This is a genomic window from Bradyrhizobium sp. SZCCHNR1043 (assembly GCF_032489675.1).
Lineage (GTDB): Bacteria > Pseudomonadota > Alphaproteobacteria > Rhizobiales > Xanthobacteraceae > Bradyrhizobium.
In genome coordinates, this window is the sequence record NZ_JAUEYN010000006.1 from 118,039 (window position 1) to 135,459 (window position 17,421).

General features: G+C 66.0%; 15 protein-coding genes. 2 read left to right on the plus strand and 13 right to left on the minus strand.

The annotated features are described in order from the left end of the window. The first annotated feature begins 14 nt into the window (after window positions 1-14). Window positions 15-326 carry a ribbon-helix-helix domain-containing protein gene (locus QX039_RS12190; RefSeq protein ID WP_315736585.1) on the plus strand — a complete coding sequence of 104 codons (312 nt, stop codon included), beginning with the start codon at window positions 15-17 and terminating at the stop codon, window positions 324-326. A 193-nt stretch (window positions 327-519) separates the two neighbouring features. Here QX039_RS12190 and QX039_RS12195 read toward each other — a convergent pair whose 3' ends face one another. The 11 genes from QX039_RS12195 to QX039_RS12245 all read right to left on the minus strand — a co-directional run bounded on the left by QX039_RS12195 (window position 520) and on the right by QX039_RS12245 (window position 14,178). Further along, the gene (locus tag QX039_RS12195; RefSeq protein ID WP_315736586.1) at window positions 520-2,088 is read right to left on the minus strand and encodes a GMC family oxidoreductase; all 1,569 of its coding nucleotides are present in this window, start codon (window positions 2,086-2,088) and stop codon (window positions 520-522) included. A 36-nt stretch (window positions 2,089-2,124) separates the two neighbouring features. Continuing rightward, on the minus strand, window positions 2,125-2,673 hold the full coding sequence (locus tag QX039_RS12200) for a gluconate 2-dehydrogenase subunit 3 family protein (RefSeq protein WP_315736587.1): 549 nt from the start codon (window positions 2,671-2,673) through the stop codon (window positions 2,125-2,127). A 50-nt stretch (window positions 2,674-2,723) separates the two neighbouring features. Then, the gene (locus tag QX039_RS12205; RefSeq protein WP_315736588.1) at window positions 2,724-3,119 is read right to left on the minus strand and encodes a VOC family protein; all 396 of its coding nucleotides are present in this window, start codon (window positions 3,117-3,119) and stop codon (window positions 2,724-2,726) included. Between the two features lies 1 nt (window position 3,120). Then, a complete protein-coding gene (locus QX039_RS12210; RefSeq protein ID WP_315737060.1) occupies window positions 3,121-3,438 on the minus strand; it encodes a c-type cytochrome in 318 nt (105 codons plus the stop codon). A 447-nt stretch (window positions 3,439-3,885) separates the two neighbouring features. Then, complete coding sequence (gene arfB / locus QX039_RS12215) at window positions 3,886-4,305, minus strand: alternative ribosome rescue aminoacyl-tRNA hydrolase ArfB (RefSeq protein ID WP_315736589.1); 420 nt, start codon at window positions 4,303-4,305, stop codon at window positions 3,886-3,888. A gap of 1,048 nt (window positions 4,306-5,353) precedes the next feature. After that, entirely contained in the window at window positions 5,354-6,733 is a 1,380-nt protein-coding gene (locus QX039_RS12220; RefSeq protein ID WP_315736590.1) for a pitrilysin family protein, read from the minus strand. Further along, the gene (locus QX039_RS12225) at window positions 6,733-8,118 is read right to left on the minus strand and encodes a pitrilysin family protein (RefSeq protein WP_315736591.1); all 1,386 of its coding nucleotides are present in this window, start codon (window positions 8,116-8,118) and stop codon (window positions 6,733-6,735) included. The genes QX039_RS12220 and QX039_RS12225 overlap by 1 nt, the downstream gene beginning before the upstream one ends. Window positions 8,119-8,294: 176 nt before the next feature. Further along, window positions 8,295-8,960 (minus strand): hypothetical protein, encoded by a 666-nt coding sequence (locus tag QX039_RS12230; protein WP_315737061.1) that lies wholly within the window; start codon window positions 8,958-8,960, stop codon window positions 8,295-8,297. Between the two features lie 202 nt (window positions 8,961-9,162). Then, on the minus strand, window positions 9,163-9,660 hold the full coding sequence (gene lspA / locus QX039_RS12235; RefSeq protein ID WP_315736592.1) for a signal peptidase II: 498 nt from the start codon (window positions 9,658-9,660) through the stop codon (window positions 9,163-9,165). Window positions 9,661-9,854: 194 nt separating this feature from the next. Continuing rightward, window positions 9,855-12,869 carry an isoleucine--tRNA ligase gene (ileS, locus tag QX039_RS12240; protein ID WP_315736593.1) on the minus strand — a complete coding sequence of 1,005 codons (3,015 nt, stop codon included), beginning with the start codon at window positions 12,867-12,869 and terminating at the stop codon, window positions 9,855-9,857. Between the two features lie 328 nt (window positions 12,870-13,197). Then, window positions 13,198-14,178 (minus strand): bifunctional riboflavin kinase/FAD synthetase, encoded by a 981-nt coding sequence (locus QX039_RS12245; RefSeq protein WP_315736594.1) that lies wholly within the window; start codon window positions 14,176-14,178, stop codon window positions 13,198-13,200. 267 nt (window positions 14,179-14,445) lie between these two features. Here QX039_RS12245 and QX039_RS12250 point away from each other — a divergent pair, with 267 nt between their 5' ends. Further along, window positions 14,446-14,841 carry a response regulator gene (locus QX039_RS12250; RefSeq protein WP_315736595.1) on the plus strand — a complete coding sequence of 132 codons (396 nt, stop codon included), beginning with the start codon at window positions 14,446-14,448 and terminating at the stop codon, window positions 14,839-14,841. 71 nt (window positions 14,842-14,912) lie between these two features. On the opposite strand, the gene QX039_RS12255 is transcribed toward QX039_RS12250, so the two are convergent. Together QX039_RS12255 and QX039_RS12260 are read right to left on the minus strand one after the other, a co-directional pair. Further along, on the minus strand, window positions 14,913-15,767 hold the full coding sequence (locus QX039_RS12255; protein ID WP_315736596.1) for a TIGR01459 family HAD-type hydrolase: 855 nt from the start codon (window positions 15,765-15,767) through the stop codon (window positions 14,913-14,915). A 15-nt stretch (window positions 15,768-15,782) separates the two neighbouring features. Further along, window positions 15,783-17,321 (minus strand): EAL domain-containing protein, encoded by a 1,539-nt coding sequence (locus QX039_RS12260; RefSeq protein ID WP_315736597.1) that lies wholly within the window; start codon window positions 17,319-17,321, stop codon window positions 15,783-15,785. Window positions 17,322-17,421 lie beyond the last annotated feature (100 nt).

A 17,421-nucleotide genomic window follows, 5' to 3' on the forward strand; every position in this document is an offset into this window, starting at 1 on the left:
GCCGGAGGAAGCCCATGTGCCATCTGTTCGCACACCAGCCTCAGCGCGACTATGCATCGCAGACCCGCTCGTTGCGGATCGGCGGCCATAGCACCTCGATCCGGCTCGAAATGGCGTTCTGGGACACGCTCGAGGAGATCGCCGCCAAGGAGGGCATGAGCCTCGCCAAGTTCGTGACCACGCTCTACGCCGAGGTGCTCGATCATCACGGCGAGGTGAAGAATTTTGCGTCGCTGTTGAGGTGCTCCTGTCTGATCTACCGGGCGAAGGCGACCGCCGCGATGCCGGATTTTCCCGCGGCCGCGATCATGGACGCGGCGGAGTAGCCGCACGCCGGCTCTCTCGTCTCCCTCCCCCGCCTGCGGGGGAGGGCGGGGTGGGGGCGCCACATCAGTAGTCCCGCCGGAGCGTTCCCCCACCCGCATCGCATCTTCGATGCGATGCGACCTCCCCCGCAAGCGGGGGAGGCGCTGACCGAGTGTGGAGCGCCAAGTGTGCCCCATCGCACGACCTTGTCCCTCAGATCTCCTTCTTCTGCATCGCTCCCGCAATGTAGTCGGCCTGGCGGATCGCCAGCGCGACGATCGTCAGCGTGGGATTGCACGCCGCGCCCGTGGTGAACTGGCTGCCGTCGGAGACGAACAGGTTCTTGATGTCGTGCGTCTGGCCGAACTTGTTGACGACGCCGTCCTTGGCCTTCTCGCTCATCCGGTTGGTGCCGAGATTGTGGGTCGAGGGGTAGGGCGTAGTCGGATAGGTCACGGTGGCGCCGACCGCCTCGTAGATCGCCGAGCCCTGCCTGTAGGCGTGGGCGCGCATCGCGACGTCGTTGGGATGATCGTCGAAATGCACCGACGCCACCGGCATGCCGAACTTGTCCTTGGCGGCCGGGTCGAGCGTGATGCGGTTGGTCTCCTGCGGCATGTCCTCGCCGACCAGCCACATGCCGGCCATGCGCGGATAGGTCTCCATCGCCGCCGTGAAGCTGCGGCCCCAGGCGCCGGGATTGAGGAACGCCGCCATGAACGGCAGGCCGAGCGACAAGGTCTCCATCTCGTAGCCGCCGACGAAGCCACGCTTCGGATTGAATGCCGCCTCGTCGCGGACGATGCCGGCCATCGTCGTGCCGCGATACATGTGCACCGGGTTCTCGAACGTCGCATAGACGCTGCCGGTCATGTGCCGCATGTAGTTGCGCCCGACCTGGCCGGAGGAGTTGGCTAGGCCGTCCGGGAACATGTTCGAGGCGCTGTTGAGCAGCAGCCGCGGGCTCTCGATCGAATTGCCGGCGACGGCGACGATACGGGCCTTCTGCAACTGCATCTTGCCCTGGCTGTCGGCATAGACCACGCCGGTCACCTTGCCGGAGGCGTCATGCTCGATCTTGATCGCCATGCTGCCCGGCCGCACCTCGAGATTGCCGGTGGCCTCGCCCTTCGGGATCTCGGTGTACAAGGTCGACCATTTCGCACCGGACTTGCAGCCCTGGAAGCAGAAGCCGATCTGCTGGCAGGCGCCGCGGCCGTCGCGCGGCTGCGAGTTGATCGCCATGTTGCCGGTGTGCACGGTCTTGTAGCCGATCTTCCGGGCACCGGCCTCGAGCACCTTGAAATTGTTGTTGCCGGGCAGGCCGGGAATGTCGTTGGTGCGGGTGACGCCCATCTTGAACTCGGCCTTGGCGTACCACGGCTCCATCTCGGCCAAGGTCACCGGCCAGTCCAAGAGGCTCGTGCCGGGCACTCCGCCATAGGTGGTGCGCGCCTTGAACTCGTGCTCGTCGAAGCGCAGCGAGGCGCCGGCCCAGTGCACGGTCGAGCCGCCGACCGCCTTGACGATCCAGGCCGGCAAATTGGCAAAGTCCTTTGCCACCCGCCAGGTGCCGGACGTGGTGCGCATGTCGGTCCAGGCGAGCTGGGTGAAGCTTTCCCATTCGTCGTTGATGAAGTCGGGAATCTCGTAGCGATTGCCGGCTTCGAGAATGACGACCTTGATGCCCTTCTGCGCGAGCTCGTTGCCGAGCGTGCCGCCGCCGGCGCCCGAGCCGATGATGACGACGACGCTCGAATCGTTCTGATCGAATTTTGCCATGGTGGTTTCCTCCGTGTTCTCTGTTGTTCGCCGGCGTCAGGCTTTCGGCAGCCAGTCGATGTCGGAGAAGCCACGGTTGATGTAGCCGCCATGCTCGGCGGAGGAGCCCTCGTAGCCGAATTTCGGCCAGAGCTCCTTCTGATTGTAGAGCGAAACGACGAGGTCGCCGCGGATGGTCTTGAAGAAGGTCGTCTGCTCGATCCCTTGCAGCAGCGCGACGCGATCGACCTCCCACGGCACCTGCGCATACGGCACCTTGTGGCGGTCGCGCGCATCCTGGTCGAGCCGGGCGATGCCGTCATTGATCATCGCCTTCACGGCGGCATCCTCGGCGGCCTTGCCGTCCCACGGCTTGACCGCTGTGATGTAGTAGCGGTCGGCGAGGAAGTCGTGCGGGTAGATGTCGCGCGCGACCTTCACCAGCGTCTTCAGGGTCGCCGGCGTCAGCGCCTTGGCGTCCTCCGCCCAGGCATCGGCAATGCCAAGGCCGGTCGCGGAAGCCACGGCTGCGGCCGGCACGGTCGAGGCCGCGCCCTTGAGAAAGACGCGGCGGTCGTATTTGTTGCGGCGATCGACTTCTCTCATGGGTATTTCCTCCGTGTGTTTTTGTTGATGTATGGTCGTAGTTCAGCGGCTCAGCCGAAGCGGCCGCCGCGCTGGATCACCTCGATCTTGTAGCCGTCGGGATCGGTGACGAAGAAGAAGCGCGCGAGCGTCGCACCATTGTGCTTGAAATCGCGCAAGGGGCCTGGCGCCAGGTTCTCGCGCTCGAAGCGGGCATGCTCGGCATCGAGATTGTCGACCACGACAGCGAGATGGCCGTAGCCGTCGCCGAGCGTATAAGGCTCCTTGCGGTCGAAGTTGACGGTCAGCTCGACCTCGAACGGCGATGACGGATGGCGCAGATAGATCAGCGCGAAGCCGTCGAAGCGCAGATTATCGGCGATCTCCAAGCCAAAGGCGCGCGTGTAGAAGTCGAGCGCCTTGGCCTCGTCGAGCACGCGGATCATGGAATGAACGGGTTTTGCCATCTCAATTGTCCTTCAAATAGGTGATGATCGCGGCGCGCAATTCGGGCTTGGCCTGGCGATAGGCCATCACGGCGCCGGGGATCAGCTCTTGCGGATTGGTCAGCCATGCGTCGAGCTTGGCTTCGTCCCAACTGAAGTCGGCCTTGGCGAAGCCGGCCGAGTAGCGGAAGCCGTCGATCGATCCGGCGCGGCGGCCGACGATCTTCGACAGCGGCGGTCCCTGTCGCATCGGTTCGCCGCTGCTCAGCGTGTGGCAGACGCCGCATTGCTGCTTGAACAGGGTGGCGCCGTCGGCCGGCTTGGGTGCGGGCAGCGCCATCTGCGCCGAGGCGATCGTGGTGCTCAGCACCGCGCCAACGAATGACCCGCACAGAAGAGGCGCATATCGCGCCGCACGCCGTCCCGACATTGGTCCTAGCTCTCAATTTTTTCTGAGCGTAGGTCGCGGTCGGAGCGTCGTGGTAGTAGCCGGCTGTTTCAGTGAGAACAAAGCATGCGCAGGTGTTTGCGGTGCGCAAGGTGCGTCAGCAATGCAGACTCATCGTCATGGGGCGTCGTGCGGTGTGGTGGGGACGGGCGTGGTGCGATCTTATCTTCTGCCTCAGCACCAGCGTCATTCCGGGGCAAGGCCGCAGGCCTTGAACCCGGAATCGCGCGTTTGGCTGGCGCTCATTCCCACCCATCTCGGGATTCCGGGCTCAATCGTCGATGCGCGGCGGCGCATCGACGATTGCCCCGGAATGACGGTGGGTGTGATGCAGCCCAACTAATCGTCGAAGCGACGCCCGCCGCGTCCCGCCTTGACGTCGCTGCGGATCTTCTTGCCTTCGAGCCGGCGCTGCTTGGAGCCGAAGGTCGGCTTGGTCGGGCGCCGCACCTTCGGCCTGATCATCGCCTCCTTCAACAGCGCCACCAGGCGGTCGATCGCATCGGCCTTGTTGCGCTCCTGAGTCCGAAAGCGCTCGGCCTGGATCACGATGACGCCGTTCTTGGTCATGCGCTGGCCGGCCAGCCGCGCCAGCCGTGCCGCGGCATCCTCGGGCAGCGTGATCCGGGTCGTGTCGAAGCGCAGCTGCGCCGAGGTCGACAGCTTGTTGACGTTCTGGCCGCCGGGCCCGGAGGCGCGGACGAACGAGATCTCGATGTCGTTCTCGTCGATGGCAAGGTCGCGGGAGATCCGCAGCATGGGGCACCAGGTGGAATCGAGGCTTTCGCGCACCATAGCGGGTTTAGGGCCGGTGTGCGCGGGTTCGCACCATTGCGTCGCGGGTTGGCCAGGGGCCGGTGCGAAACCCTCCACTGTCATCCCGGCGAACGCCGGGATCCATAACCCCAGGGAGAAGTTTGAGGCAGGCTGGTCGTTGACACCTCCCGCATCACGTCGGCCGCGGAGTGTGGGTCCCGGATCGGCGCAGCGCCGCGCTGGCGCGCGTCGCCGCTTGTCCGGGACGACAGCGGTGGGGGTGGCGGATTCACGGCTCAAACAGCAGGTGTCGATCAGCTCAGCCATGACGCTGCGTTCTCGCGGCATCTCATGCCCGAGGTCTGCGATCAGTTCGTCCCTCTTGAAAGTGCAGAGGGCGCGGGGAATGCCGGGCGCTGGCCGCACCCATGGCCCGCCTGCGAAAAAAATGCAGGCGGCAGGTACCACAGGTTCAGCCGAGACATCCCGGCATTCCCCGCGCGGTGGTCTTCACGCCTATACGCAGTCTCCCTGGTGCGCCGGGCTTGTTGGCCACCATGATCCACGCGGCGCGTTAGCGCCGTCGCGAACGTGACACCAGCGTCGGGGTGTCAGGACCCTGCGACTTCACGTCCGCAAGCGATCGTTCGTCCGCGTCCTCGCAAGAAGACGCTGCGATCTTTCGCGGCCACCGCTCCCCGCCTCGCGTGTCGTGACGATCGCGCGCAACGCCCCTCCGCAGTGAGGCGGGATGGCGGAGAAGAACATGATTTCCGAAAAATAGCAAGATAATTATTATTATCTGAAGTCGACGCGCGGTCCTCCGCTGTCGTCCCGGGCAAGCCGTCAGCGACGCGAAGCGTGGCTGACGGCGCCGACCCGGGACCCATACGCCGCAGCCGACGTGAGGCGGCAGGTGTCAATGACCTGCCTGCCTCAAACATCTCCCTGGAGTATGGGTCCTGGCTCAAGGCCGGGACGACACCATTTTTGTGGAGGCAGCGATGGTCAGCGACATCGAAGCGTCGCGCGACGAGAGCGCCCCGCCCGCTCAGTTCGTCTTGGTCATCGGCGCCGTGGCCGGTGCTTGCACCGGCTCGGCGGCGGCCTGCGGCGTGCGGCCGACGACCGCCGTCAGCAGGCCCTGGCTCCAGAGCTGCTTCGCCGCCTTCTTGGCGTCGTCCAGGGTCACGGCCTTGACGATCTCGCTGCGCTTCTCGATGTAGTCGATCGGCATCTTGTCGAGCTGATATTGCAGCATCGCCTGGGCGAGCTTGGAGGAGGTGTCGAGCGCCAGCATCTGCGAGCCGTTGATGTAGGACTTGGCCTCGTCGAGCTCCTGCTGGGTCGGGCCTTCCTCGGCCATGCGGCGGATCTCGCCCTCGACCGCGGCGATGGTCTCGCCGGCGCGGTCGAAGCGGGTGGCGGTGTTGCCGATGAACAGCGCGGAATGATCCATCCACAGCAGCGCGTCATAGACCGAGTAGGCGAGGCCGCGCTTCTCGCGCACCTCCTTGTACAGCCGCGAGGAAAGACCGCCGCCGCCGAGGATGTGGTTGACGACATAGGCCGCCATGAAGTTCGGGTCGTGGCGGCGGATGCCGGGTCCGCCGAAGGTGATGACGGTCTGCGGCACGTCGAGCGAGACGAGGACGCGCTGCGGCGGCTTGGTGGCGATGACGTCGGGCACCGGCGTCAGGGTCGCTTTCGCCGGCAGCGCGCCGAAGGTCTGGTCCAGCAGCTTGCCGAGCGTCGCCGGATCGACGTCGCCGACGACGGCGACCTTCAGCGTGTCCTTGGCGAGAACGCGGCCGGTGTAGTCCTTGAGATCGTCGACGGTGATCGTCGGCACGCTGTCCAACGTGCCGTTGGACGGACGGCCGTAGGGGTGGTTGGGGAAGGCGAGCTCGAGGAACTTGCGGCCTGCCAGCGAGCTCGGGTTGGTGGTCTCGCGGCGCAGGCCGGAGATCACCTGCGAGCGGATGCGCTCGACATCGGCGCTGTCGAAATGCGGCGAGGTCAGCGCGGTGCGCAGCAGCTCGAACGCCTCGTCCTTGTTGTCGCGGAGCATGCGCAGCGAGCCGCGGAATTGATCGCGCGATACCTGGAAGCTGAGCTCGATGGCGCGGCGGTCGAGCCGCTCGTGGAAGGTCTTGGAGTCGAGATCGCCGGAGCCTTCGTCGAGCAGGTCGGCGACGAGATTGCCGACGCCGGGCTTGCCAATCGGATCCTGTGAGGCGCCGCCCTGGAAGGCGTATTCCATCGCGATCAGTGGCACGGTCGCGTCCTGCACGAACCAGGCCTCGATGCCGCCGGGCGAGACCAGGCGCTGGATCTTGGTTGCGGCCTGTGCAGCCGACGTGACGGCGAGCGCTGCGGCAGCGACGGCGAGCGTGCAGGCGAAGCGGCGCGCGAAGGTCATTGTGTTCATCACGACCGCTTCTCCTCGCGCTTGGCCGCATTGTCCTTGATCAGATAGCCGGTCACGGAGCGCTTCTTGTCGAGCCACTTCTGCGCCGCTGTGCGCACCTGCTCGGCGGTCACGGCGCGAATGCGATCGGGCCAGCTCCGGATGTCCTCGATGCTCAGTCCCGTGGTGAGGCCGCCGCCATACCAGCGTGCCATCGTGGCCTGGTTGTCCTGGGCGTAGATCGCCTCCGCGATCAGCTGCGTCTTGACCCGTTCGAGATCCTCGGCGCGAACCGGGTTCTGCGCCAGCTCGGCGATCACGCTGTCGACCACCGCCTCGACCTGGGCGAACTCCACGCCGGGTCTCGGCGCGGCCGCGACCGAGAACTGGCTCGGATCCAGCGAGGTGCCCTGATAGGACGCGCTGGCGCTGATCGCGAGCGGCTTGTCGATGACGAGCGCGCGGTAGAGATAGGAGTTGCTGCCGTTGCCCATCAGCTGGGCCAGCACGTCGAGCGCAGCGGATTCACCGGGCGCGGCCGTCGTCGCCGACGGCACCAGGTAGAAGCGGCGCATCGAGGGCTGCTCGACATGCGGGTCGGCCAGCGTGACCGTGCGCGGCGCCACCGGCTGCGGCTCCTGCGGCCGGAGCCGGCGCGCGGGAATGTCGCCCTGCGCGGGGATCTTGGCGAAGGTCTGCTCGACCAGCGGACGCACTTCCTTGGCGTCGGTGTCGCCGGCGATGATGAGGATCGCATTGTTGGGCGCGTAGAAGCGGCGATAGAACGCCAGCGCATCCTCGCGGCTGAGCTTTTCGATCTCCGGCTTCCAGCCGATCACCGGGCGGCCATAGGGATGATTGACGTAGAGCGCCGCCATGACCTGCTCGTTGAGCCGGGCTTCCGGAGAGTTGGCGACGCGCATGTTGTATTCTTCGAGCACGACGTCGCGCTCGGGCAGCACGTTCTCGTCCTTCAGCACCAGGCCGGTCATGCGGTCGGCCTCGAACTCCATCATCTTGGGCAGTTGGTCGCGCGGCACGCGCTGGAAGTAGCCGGTGTAGTCGACCGAGGTGAAGGCGTTCTCGTTGCCGCCGATCTTGAGCACCGTCTTGGAGAACTCGCCGGCCGGATGCTTCTCGGTGCCCTTGAACATCAGATGCTCGAGGAAATGGGCGAGGCCCGATTTGCCGGGCGTCTCGTCGGCGGAGCCGACCTTGTACCAGATCATCTGCGTCACCACGGGGGTGCGGTGATCCTGGATCACGACGACCTGCAGGCCGTTGGGGAGGGTGAAGCTGGCAGGGGGCTCGGAGGCGAACGTCGTTTGCGCCGAAGCGCCGGCCGTGAACGCAATGATGGAGAGGAGCGCGGCGGCGACGGGAATGAACCGGTGCGAGGACATCATGATCCTTCTGAAGGCCCGCGGGGAGGGGCGATCGGGTTTGAGCGCAGCATGCTACATCGCGCCGGACGGAGCCCGACGTCACAAAGCGGCGATGGCATGGTGCCGCCGCGAGACGTTAAATTTCACTAATGCCGGCAAACGCGGCAAGTCCGGGGGGCTCCGGCGAGCAGCCGCCCTCACCGTTCCTTGCCGGTCATGATGTCCATCTGCTTGCCGGCGATCGGCTCCTGCTTGCCGGTGCCATAGGCATAGCTCGACGACGGCGTCTGATAGCCGGGCGGCGGCTGGGTCAGGCTCTCGCGCTGCGGCTCGCTGGTGAACGGCTTGGTTTCGCTGTCGCTGCCCTTGAACATGCCGAACAGGCCGCCTTTGAAGCCGAGCTGAGACGGGCTCATCATCGGGTTGTTGCTGACGCCGGGCTGGATCGGCTCGGTCGGCTTGGCGGCGGCCGTCCGCCCCATCTTCATCTCGGCCGGGGTCAGCGGACGGGCCGAATTGACCGGATCCTTGTTTTCCTTCTTGCGCGCGGCGGCCGCGGCACGGCGCTGCTGCTCGTCGGGGTCCTTCGGCCAGTTCGGGGCATTGGCCTGGGTCGCGGCAGCCGGCGGCGGCAGATCGAGCTTGGGCGGCACGACGAGCGGCGAGCGCTCGCGATAATTGATGGTCGGCGTCTCCATGTTGGTGCCGCCGAGGCCGCGCATCAGGTTGTCGACGATCTTCTCTTCGAAGGTCTTGTCGTCTTCCTCGTCCTCCTGGGCACGGGCGACGCCCGCGGCCATGATGACGCCGATGCAAAGCGCAGCCGCCGACAGGCGCAGAGCGCGAAAGGCCGCGTGGGTCATGATCCGGCCGCTGACTTCGGTCTTGCGCATGGCTTTCCCTGTCCTCGCTTGTCCAGTGCTCGTGCTCCGACGAACCGGCCGCGAACCCACCGATTGCGATCCTCGATTCGACGGGGGCCGTCCAGGCATCGCGCCGATCTCGAAAACGTGAAGATCATCAGGCTCTTGACCCTGGATCGGCACCGGCCGGTATCGACCCGGATCAGGGCGCTTTTGCGGCGGGAGCCCCGAAGAAGGAGTCATACAGCAGGCCCGCCACCCCGGCAACGATGGCCACGTCGGCCATGTTGAAGATGTACCAGTTGTAAACCGTGCCGCCGATCTGGACGTGGAACAACGCGAAATCGACCACCGCGCCATAGGCCAGCCGGTCGATGCCGTTGCCGATGGCGCCGCCGATGATCAGGCCGAGCGCCGCCGTCGCCAGCTTGCTTTCCGCGCGCGCCATCCAGATGGCGAGGGCGACCACCGCGACGGCCTTCACCGCCATCAGTCCATATTGCGCCAGCGCGCTCTCGCTCTGCAGCCAGCCGAAGCTGATGCCGATGTTCCAGGCGAGGTAGAGGTCGAAGAACGGGGTGATCCTGACCGTGCCGCGGTTGGGCAGGTCGAACACGTACAGCAGCCACAGCTTGGAGGCCTGGTCGATGACCAGGGTGGCGAAACCGGCGATGAGGCCGAGGCGGAGGCGGGAGGTCATTGCGTGATGGCGATCATGCCGGGCCACTCGCGGCAAACACCGCTGTCGTCCCGGCGAACGCCGAGACCCATACCGCGGACGGCCGATTGTTGAAAAAGGCTCTGGGTCATCTGTCTTTGTCTACAAAGGGCGCCGGTGGTTACGGGTCCCGGCGTTCGCGGGGACGACAGTTGTGGGTGTTGTACCAGCGAGCCTCACACGCTGACCCCGCGCGCCTTCCACTCGCGCAGCGCCTGCGCGTCGCGCGGGGAGACGTCGGGGTACTCCTTGTCGTCGCCGACGCTCTCCAGGATCTTCCAGGAGCGGGCGCACTTCTTGCCCACGGCCTTCTCGACGACGACCGCTACCCCTGGCACGGCATCGAGCCGGAACGCATCGGCCGGCGCGTCGCCCTCGCGGACCTCGTAGTTCGAGGTGATGCAGACCTCGGCGAGGTCGGTATCGAACAAGGTGCCGAGCAGCGCGCGATCGGCCACATAGATGATCGGCGACGCTTCGAGCGAGGAGCCGATGGTCTTGGCGGCACGCGCGAGCTCCAGCGCCCCGGTGACGACGCGGCGGATGTTGCGGATGGTCTCCCACTTCGCCGGCAGATGATCGTCGCGGTACTGGTCCATCGCATCCGGGAACAGCGTCAGATGCACCGACGGCTCGGCGTCGGGGCGGTACATCCGCCACGCCTCGTCTGTGGTGAAGGACAGCACCGGCGCCAGCCATTTCAGGACGGCGTCGCAGATCAGGTCGATCGCGGTGAGCGCCGCCTTGCGCGCCACCGACGACGGCGGATCGCAATACAGCGTGTCCTTGCGGATGTCGAAATAGAACGCCGACAGCTCGGTGTTCATGAACGCCGCAAGCGACGCGATCACGGTCTTGTAGTCGAACGCGGCATAGGCGCGGCTGATGACCTCCGCCTGCTGCGACAGCTGATGCAGCATCAGCCGCTCCAGCTCCGGCATGTCGGCGAAGGCGACGGCATCGCTGCGCTTGTAATGATGCAGCGTGCCGAGCATCCAGCGGATGCTGTTGCGCAGCTTGCGGTAGGTCTCGATGGTGTTCTTCAGAATCTCCGGGCCGATGCGCTGGTCGTCGGCGTAGTCGGTGGCGCAGACCCACAGGCGCAGGATGTCGGCGCCGGAATCCTTGATCACCTTCTGCGGCTCGACGGTGTTGCCGAGCGACTTCGACATCTTGCGGCCGTTCTCGTCGAGCGTGAAGCCGTGCGTCAGCACCACGTCGTAAGGCGCGCGGCCGCGGGTGCCGCAGCTCTCCAGCAGCGACGAGTGGAACCAGCCGCGGTGCTGGTCACTGCCTTCGAGATACATCACGGTGTCACGGCCGCCATCGACCTTGCGCCTGATGCCGGCGAGGCCGGGGAAGTGCACGGGGTCTTCGAGCACGAAGGCGTGGGTCGAGCCGGAGTCGAACCAGACGTCGCAGATGTCGTCGACCTTCTTCCAGTCCTCATTGGCGCGCGAGCCCAGGAAGCGCTCGCGCGCGCCGTCGGCGTACCAGGCGTCGGCACCTTCTTTCTCAAAGGCGTCCGCGATGCGGGTGTTGACTGTCTCGTCCTGCAGGATCTCGGCCGAGCCGTCGCCTTTCTCGCGCACGAACACCGCGATCGGCACGCCCCAGGCGCGCTGGCGCGAGATCACCCAGTCCGGACGGTTGGCGATCATGCCGTTGATGCGGTTCTGGCCGGCGGCCGGCACCCATTGCGTGACGCTGATCGCGCGCAGGGCTCGGGCGCGCAACGTGTCGCCGGACTTGGCCTTGCCGTCATCGGCAATGTCCTTGTCCATCGCGATGAACCATTGCGGCGTGTTGCGGAAGATCACCGGCTTCTTGGAGCGCCAGGAATGCGGATACTGATGCTTGAGCCGGCCGCGCGCGAGCAGCATGCCCGCGTCCGTCAGCGCCTTGATGACCGCCTCGTTGGCGTCGCCCTTCTCGCCCTTGTCGTTGATGACGCGCTTGCCGGTGAAGCCCGGCGCGTGGTCGGTCAGCGCGCCGTTCTCGTCGACGGTGTAGGGGATGGTGGTGGCGATGCCGCGGCCGTCGAGCTCGCGCGCATTGGCCATCCAGACGTCGAAGTCCTCGCGACCGTGGCCGGGCGCGGTGTGCACGAAGCCGGTGCCGGTGTCGTCGGTGACGTGGTCGCCGGGCAGCAGCGGCACGGTGAAGCCGTAGCCGCCGGCGAGACCTTTCAGTGGATGGGCGCATTCGACGGCATCGAGCGTATCGCCGGGGATGTCGCGCACCTTCTCATAGGCCGTGACGCGCGCCTGCTTGAACACGCCCTCGGCTAGCGCATCGGCGAGGATCAGCATGTCGCCGGTCTTGGCCCAATTGTCGGCGGGTGCATCCGTGACCTTGTAGAGGCCGTAGGCGATCTTCGGCGAGAACGAGATGGCGCGGTTGCCGGGCAGGGTCCAGGGCGTGGTGGTCCAGATCACCACCGAGGCGCTGGCGAGCGCGCCATGCGCCGGCGAGGTCACCGGAAACTTCACCCACACCGTGTCGGACTGATAGTCCTCATACTCCACCTCGGCCTCGGCGAGCGCAGTCTTCTCGACCACGCTCCACATCACCGGCTTGGAGCCGCGATACAGCGTGCCGTTGGCGGCGAACTTCATCAGCTCGCGGGCGATCTGGGCCTCGGCCGGATAGGTCATGGTGGCGTAGGGATGGTCCCAGTCGCCGATGACGCCGAGACGCTTGAACTCCTCGCGCTGCACGTTGAGCCAATGATCGGCATAGGCGCGGCACTCGCGGCGGAAGGCGACCATGGCGGCGGAGTCGCGGAAGTCGGGCTTGGTCTTGCCCTTCTTGCGGTAGTTCTCCTCCTCGATCTTCCACTCGATCGGCAGGCCGTGGCAGTCCCAGCCCGGCACGTAGTTGGAATCGTGGCCGAGCATCTGCTGGCTCTTGGTCACGACGTCCTTGAGGATCTTGTTGAGCGAATGCCCGATATGGATGTTGCCGTTGGCGTAGGGCGGGCCGTCATGCAGGACGAATTTCGGCCTGTTCTTGGCGGTCTCGCGCAGCTTGCCGTAGAGGTCGATCTCGTTCCAGTATTTCAGGATCTCCGGCTCGCGCTGCGGCAGGCCGGCGCGCATCGGGAAGTCCGTCTGCGGCAGATACAGGGTCTTGGAATAGTCCTTGGCGTCGGATTTTTGGGCGTCGGGCTTTTGCGGCTTTTCGGACATCGTGATCTGGCTGGCTGAGAGATGAGGCGCTGAGACGCGATTTCGATCGCGGGCGGTGGAACGAGCAGAGACATCCCGGTCTTGCGCCGAGCTCAAAGCTCAGGCGGAAGCCGGGCCGCTAATGCCGATGATGCGCCGTATCAACATGGGGCTCCCTCATAGCAGGGGGCCTGCGAAATCGCAAAGCGATCCTGCGGCAGCAACGCTGCGGGATCGTTGTTCAGCGTCATTCCGGGGCGATACGCCAGCATCGAACCCGGAATCTCGAGATTCCTGGTTCAGCCCTGGCGGGCTGCCCCGGAATGACGTCACCGATGGAGCAGGAGGATCAGCCGATCTCGCCAAGCCGCGGGAAGAGGCCAGGATGGGCCGCCAGCAGGGCGCGGGCCTTGGCGCTGTCGTCGTCCATCTGCCGGATCAGGGCCTCGATGGAGCCGAATTTGGCCTCCTCGCGGATGAAGCCGATGAAGGCGACATCCAGGACCTCGCCATAGAGGCTGCTATGGAAGTCGAACAGGAAGGTCTCGAGCAGCGGTGCGCCATTGTCGAAGGTCGGCCGGCGGCCGAAATTGGCGACGCCGTCGATCAGCACCCGGCTCGCGCCGCGGCCGCGGCCGACCCGGACGGCATAGATGCCGTGGCGAAGCCCGCAATCACGGTCGAGCCGCATGTTGGCGGTGGGGTAGCCGAGGTCGCGGCCGCGCTTCTCGCCGTGGATCACCTCGGAGCTCACGAACCAGGGGCCGCCGAGCATCGCGGTCGCCTCGCTGACCTGGCCCTCCGCCAGCGCCTCGCGGATCGCGGTCGAGGACACCGGCCGCTCGTCGATGTCGACATGGGCCTGGATGTCGACCTCGATGCCGAGCTTGGGGGCCTCGTTGGCGAGCAGGCTGGGCGAGCCGACGCGGCCCTTGCCGAAATGAAAGTCGTAGCCGACCGCGATTCCGGCGATCCCGAGCCGCCCGATCAGGTCATGGTGAATGAAATCCTGCGCCGAGGTCTGGGCGCGGCCCTTGTCGAAGGCCATCACCACGGCGCCGGCAAGGCCGGTTCCGGCCAGGAGCCGCAGCTTGGCGGTCTCGTCGGTCAGGCGGAACTGCGGGGTATTGGGGCTGAAGAAGCGCCGCGGATGCGGCTCGAAGGTCAGCGCCAGCGCCGGCCGCCCCTTGGCCTTGCCCATGTCGATCGCCGCCTCGATCACGGCCCGGTGACCGAGATGGACGCCGTCGAAATTGCCCATCGCCACCACCGCGCCCCTGAGGATGTCCGACGGCGGGGTGGAATCGCGGATGATCTTGAAATCGGGCATGTGACGGAAATATCTCGCGGATTTCGGTGGGCCGCCGTCTGGCGGCGTTGCCCTCGACCGTGGGCGGCCGGCCCCGCGAAGTCAAGCCGAAGGGGTTCCTCCGCTCATGCAGCGCAGCAATAGCGACATGCAGACGCAGCGCAGTTAACGCGCTGTTTAACGGCTGATGCTACTGCTCGGAGCGGATGGCGGGGTCGGTTACGACCCGTGCCGCAACAGCGTTTTTATAACAGTCTGCGCGTTGTGTTCGCGTCTGGGGGAGTCAAGATGGCGGTTGATTTGACGATGCCGGTGCTCGTCGTCGACGATTACAGCACCATGATCCGTATCATCAGGAATCTTCTCAAGCAGATCGGGTTCGAGGACATCGACGATGCCAGCGACGGCTCGATGGCGCTGAACAAGATGCGCGCCAAGAAATACGGACTCGTGATCTCCGACTGGAACATGGAGCCGATGACCGGCTACGACCTGCTCCGCGAGGTCCGTGCCGATCCGAACCTGGCGACCACGCCGTTCATCATGATCACGGCGGAATCCAAGACCGAGAACGTGATCGCGGCCAAGAAGGCCGGCGTGAACAACTATATCGTCAAGCCGTTCAATGCCGCGACGCTGAAGACCAAGATCGAGGCGGTGTTCCCGGACATGGCGACGGCCTGAAGCCCGCCTGATCCACTCCCACAGGACAGACGCCCGGCACTCGGCCGGGCGTTTTTCGTTTCAGGATCCGTTCACCACTTCAATTCGCGCATCAGCGCGCGGGGCGGGTGGCCGAACAGCTCCTTGACCGAGGCCGGGTCGAGCTGCTCGACGCCGGCGAACTCCTCGGAATGGATGCCGCGGGTCACGAATAGGCAGTCGATGCCGAAGCCGTGCGCGCCGGCGAGATCGGTGCGCACGGAATCGCCGATCGCGAGCACCTCCTCGCGCGCCACCGGCCGGCCGGCGTGCTGCTCGGCCAGCATCATGGCGCGCTCGTAGATCGGCCGGTGCGGCTTGCCGTAGAAGATCACCTCGCCGCCGAGCTCGCGGTAGAGCTCGGCGATGGCGCCGGCGCAATAGATCAGCCGGTCGCCGCGCTCGACCACGATGTCCGGATTGGCGCAGATCAGCGGCAGCCTGCGCTCGCGGGCGCGCAGCAGCATCGGCCGGTAGTCCTCGGCGGTCTCGGTCTCGTCGTCGTAGAGGCCGGTGCAGATGATGTAGGAGGCTTCCTCGAGAGGCGACAGCGCCAGGTCGAGACCGCGATGGATGGAATTGTCGCGCTCGGGGCCGAGCCAGAACACCTTGCCGCCGGGATGATCGGCCACGTAGTGGCGGGTCAAATCGCCGGAGGAGACGATGGCGCTGTAGACCTCGTCGGCGACGCCGAGCTTGCGCAACTGGCGCTGGACCGAATCGGCCGGCCGCGGTGCGTTGGTGATCAGGATCACCGTACCGCCCTGGCGGCGAAAGTGGTGCAGCGCGTCGCAGGCGTCGGGGAAGGACTCCAGCCCGTTATGGACCACGCCCCAGATGTCGCTCAGCAAAACCTGCTTGCGGCCGACAAGATCGCGCAGCCGCTCTTCGAAGCGGAGAACGGTCATGGCAGGCGGCTGATCTCAGATGGTGCCGGCGACACGGCGGGCGAGGGCGGCATTGCCGCTGCGCGTCGGAGCGTTGGTGTGTGACACGTCGAGAGAGGTGGTGCCGGCGGCATTGGGGTCCTGAATCTTGATGTCCTGCCCGCCCGATGGGCCGGCGGCGGCATCGCCGGTAGCAGATGCGCCCTCCGGTCGCAATGGGCGGGGCGGCGCGAACAGGAAGCCCTGGCCGAAGCGGACGTCGTAGTCGAGCAGGTCGACGACGCTGTTCTCGCCTTCGATCCGCTCGGCGATCAGGTCGATGCCGAAGCGGCCCAGCAGATCGGAGAGATCGGTTGGATGAATGTCCGAGGCCGAGCTCTGCTTGGGGTCGAGCAGCAGCACGGCCGGAACCTTGATGAAGCGGACACCGCGATCAGCGAGCTCGCGCGGCTCGAACCGGAGGTCGGTGACGTGGTCGATCGAGAAGCGGTAGCCGCGCTGCGCCAGGGCCGCGAGGTGCTCGGTCTCGGTCGGGCCCAGGCTGCGAAAGGTCGACTGCTTGAATTCGAGCACGAAGGACGGCGCCAGAGCGCGATTGGCTTCGAGGAAATCGAGGCATTGTGAAAAGTTTGCAGGGCTGCTCAGGGTGGCCGAGGAGATGTTGCAGAAGATGCCGACGTCCTTGTTGCGAACCATCAGGCGGCGAAGCACCTGGACGCAGCGAAGCAGGACCATGTGGTCGATGCGCCCGACCAGGCCGGCGGCTTCCGCGATGCTGATGAAGTCCTCGGCCGCGACCACCTGATCGCGCTCGTCGCGTAGCCTGGTTACGGCCTCGTAGAAGCGCACCTTGCGCTGCGGCAGCGTTACCAGCGGCTGCAGATAGATGTCGAGGCGGTTGTCCTCGATCGCGCCTTTGACGGCGGCGAGGATCTGCGGCTGGCTGCGCGGCACGGCCGTGACCGCCGGGGCCTGCGGTTTGGGCGGCAGGGGGGCGGCAGCCGGTGCTGCGCTGAACGTGCCGGAGGTCTCGGCCACCTTCTGCTCGACGCCGCTCGACGGCAGCGCGTTCATCTCGAGCGCGCCGCTGGAGGAAGCGGTCGCCGGGAGCGGGCGATCGGCGTCGCGAACCGCGCTGGCCCCAGCTCCCGGTGGTGTTGCCGGCGGGATGGCCGCGATCAGGTCCTCGTGCTGGGCCACGGTGACGGCGAGCTGCTTCATCAGTCCGCCGAGCTCATTGATCTCGCCGATCACACCCTGGAGGCGATCGGCGCTGACCGAGTTCGACGACACGATGCGTCCCTCGACCGCCGACAGCCGCCGGCCGAACTCGGCGACCTGGCGCGCGAGGTCGGCGGTGCCGCGTGACAGATCGGCGATCTGGCTGCCGACATCGGTGCGGTCGCGCAGTCGCATCGACACGGCGTTGTAGAGAATCAGGAAGGTCAGTGCGGTGAGCGCGACGATCGCCGATTCCGAGCCACTGATACCGGCCACCGAATACAGGATCAGGCCGAGCGAGGCCGCGACCAGAACCATACAAACGGCAATGAAAATCGTGGAGATACGGATCATGCTGCGCGGCGCTCCCAACCGAACGCAACCTTAGCACTTCTGTTGATTCGCGAGGATAGTGGGCGGGATTCAAATACCGGGAGACGCCGATGATTTCTCG